Genomic DNA, 2,714 nt, shown 5'->3' with positions numbered 1-2,714 from the left:
GTGCTCAGCCGGATCGATTGGGAGACGAGCGAGGAACTGTCGCGTTGCCTTTCCGCAAAAGGCTATTCGCCTCGGACTGCACATGAAGTGGAGACCGACCAGGACCTTCTTGCGTTGCTCGAGGCCAATGCCGGGGTCGGCTTTGTCTCGCTTACGGCACCCCGATCCGCGAACACCCGCCGGCTCAAGCTCCGCGATCTCGACGTTTCGCGGATCGTTTCCGTCTATGCGGTTGCCGGCAGGCAGCGCTCGCCGGTCGCGACGACGCTGCTCAACCTGTTGAGATCGGCCGACTGGTCATCCTTCGGCGTCAGCGAGCCCGCCTGAGGGCGGCGATCAAGTCGTCAATATCCATCCGACGGCGGTAGTCCGGATCGACGAAGCGATCGGTGATGATCCCGTTCGTTCCGACGATGAAGGTTGCGGGTATCGGCAGAAACCAGCTGCTGTTGCCCTGGTAGCTCGGCAGATCAAAACCAACCCCCATCAGCCGCTCCATCTCGGCTCCGACCCAGATCGCAAGGTTGAGTGACAGGGCATAGCCGTTATCCATGTCGATCAGGAACGGAAACTGCGCGCCGACCGCGGCCTTCATCGCTTTCGCGAATTTGCGCCGCTCCGGCATGATCACGACCACCTGGCCTCTCAGTTCCGCGATCTGGCGCTGCACCTCGACAATGCCGATGGCGTTCACGCGGCAATAGGGACACCAATGCCCGCGCTGGAAGGTGACGACGGCTGGGCCCTTTGCAAGGATCTCTGCCAGGCTGACAAGCTTGCCCTCGTCGTCGGGCAGCAGGAACCCCGGCATGACTTCGCCGGCAACCGGAGCCATGGCGCCGGCTCCCAGCTTCTCCAGGCGATCCACCAATCGGTCCACGGCGTCCGCAAATTCGGAATTCAGGCGTCGGACCGCTGCGGCAACTACCGCCAGCCGTTCGTTGAGAGGCGCATCAAGTTCGATGGCGGCCTGGACGGATTGCTCGAATGTCATTGCCTCGGCTGCCATTTCTGCACTTTCACATGTCGCCCGCAGCCTACCACCGAAGCCCCTCGGCATTTAGCATGCTTTTCCTGCATGGTTTCGATGCCCCACGTGCATCGATGCATGCCAGGTTCATGTTCCATTCGCCGCCTCGGATCGGCGCGTTACATCATATTCCTGATATCCGCTGAAAAAGTCGGGAACCCGTAAACCATCTCGGACAGCGCCCGCGCCGGGATGCCGTGCTTCATAGCCAGCGCGAAGATGTGGATCAGCTCCTCGCCAGCATGGCCTACCAGATGTGCCCCGACAATCCGATCTGTCGTCTCCTCGACGATGATCTTCGACCATGCGATCGCCTCCGCATAGGTCCTCGCGGAGAGCCAGCCTTGCATGTCGTTCACATGGATCTTGACGTGAAGGCCCATTTCTCTTGCCTTGGCTTCGGTCAGTCCGACGCTTGCCACAGCCGGGATGCTGTAGAGCGAGGCTGGGATATGACTGTAATCGGGTCGATGCTTCGGTCCGTCCACGATATTGCGGCCCACGATCCCGCCTTCATAGGTCGCTATCGGCGAAAGCTGCGGGGAGTTCCACACCGCGTCGCCGCAGACATAGACATCGGGATTGGAGCGCGAGCGCAGGTGATCGTCGATTTCGATACGGCCTTCTCGGTGCACGATGACACCGGCCCCAAGATCGAGGCCCTCGACATTGGCCACGCGTCCGGCGCAGTTGACGACCCGATCCGCGTCCACCAGGCATTCGACGCCGTCCTTCACGAAACTCACCCGTAGTCGCCCATCGACCTCGTCGATCCTCTTCACCCAAGCCATGGTATGGATGCTGATGCCCAGCCGCTCGCTCTCGGCGTGGAGCTGAGCGACGGCGTCCGCGTCGAAGCCTCCGAGGAGCTGCGGCAATGCTTCCAGGATCGTGACCTCGACGCCGGCACGCGCATAGACATGCCCCAGTTCGAAAGCGATGACGCCGCCCCCGACGAAAACCACGGTGCGTGGTAACTCCGGATCGCTCAGAACATCGTCGGATGTCGTCAAATGCTCGGCGCCTGGGATCGGCAGCAAACGCGGCTTCGAGCCGGTGGCGATGACGATATTCCTGGCCTCAAGTTCCCGGCCATCGACGCGGATCGCGTTGCTGCCGATGAATGAAGCTTGGCCGGAGATGACATCGACCTCGCGCTTGGCCATCAATCCGGACAGTCGGGATGGGATGTCCCTGATGATCTCCTTTTCCCGTTCGATCAAGGCTCGCCAGTCGAGTCTTGGCCTATCGACCTTGATCTCATGTCTGCCGGCCCTTTCGATCTCGTCGAGCGCGTGGGCCGCGGCGACCAAGACCTTCTTCGGCGTGCAGCCGCGATTGGGGCAGGTGCCGCCGAGATCGCGCGCCTCAATCATCGCCACGGAAAGGCCGGCGGCGCGCGTCGCGACCGTGACACCCATTCCGGCGTTGCCGCCGCCGAGGATCACCACATCATATTTTTCCATCGCGCCGCCTCCGCGCTAGGCGCGTCGCGTCGAAACGGATTCGATCGACGCGCTTCAAGTCTTTGTTTCGATGCATGTCGTTCTCCCAAAACCGCTGCACACTTTGGGCGACATGCATCAGTGAAGCTTGATCCGTGGCCTCGCGCGCCTGACGATCATCTCGCCGATCGAAGCCAGTGCCGTCTTCGCGAAGCCGTGCACTGCCTTGAGATGCATCT

Annotated in this window: 3 protein-coding genes; 1 reads left to right on the top strand and 2 read right to left on the bottom strand. The window is 61.6% G+C overall.

Annotated elements, in window-relative coordinates; translation table 11 throughout:
• Positions 1-327 (top strand): LysR substrate-binding domain-containing protein (locus tag EOA29_RS31980; protein WP_245468618.1); only part of this gene is annotated, 327 nt, incomplete at its 5' end.
• Here the strand turns inward: EOA29_RS31980 and EOA29_RS31975 are convergent.
• The gene (locus tag EOA29_RS31975) at positions 311-1,009 is read right to left on the bottom strand and encodes a peroxiredoxin-like family protein (RefSeq protein WP_127222117.1); all 699 of its coding nucleotides are present in this window, start codon (positions 1,007-1,009) and stop codon (positions 311-313) included. The genes EOA29_RS31980 and EOA29_RS31975 overlap by 17 nt on opposite strands.
• 140 nt (positions 1,010-1,149) lie before the next feature.
• A complete protein-coding gene (locus EOA29_RS31970; protein ID WP_127222116.1) occupies positions 1,150-2,496 on the bottom strand; it encodes an NAD(P)/FAD-dependent oxidoreductase in 1,347 nt (448 codons plus the stop codon).
• Positions 2,497-2,714 lie beyond the last annotated feature (218 nt).

It is taken from the genome of Mesorhizobium sp. M1E.F.Ca.ET.063.01.1.1, from assembly GCF_003998155.1.
Lineage (GTDB): Bacteria > Pseudomonadota > Alphaproteobacteria > Rhizobiales > Rhizobiaceae > Mesorhizobium.
The sequence above is the reverse complement of the archived record's forward strand: the minus strand, read 5'-3'. Positions and strand labels throughout refer to the sequence as shown.

Excerpts from the sequence above, each read along its gene's own strand:
- EOA29_RS31970 (WP_127222116.1), bottom strand. The coding sequence starts at position 2,496 with ATGGAAAAATATGATGTGGTGATCCTCGGCGGCGGCAACGCCGGAATG.
- EOA29_RS31975 (WP_127222117.1), bottom strand. The coding sequence starts at position 1,009 with ATGGCAGCCGAGGCAATGACATTCGAGCAATCCGTCCAGGCCGCCATC.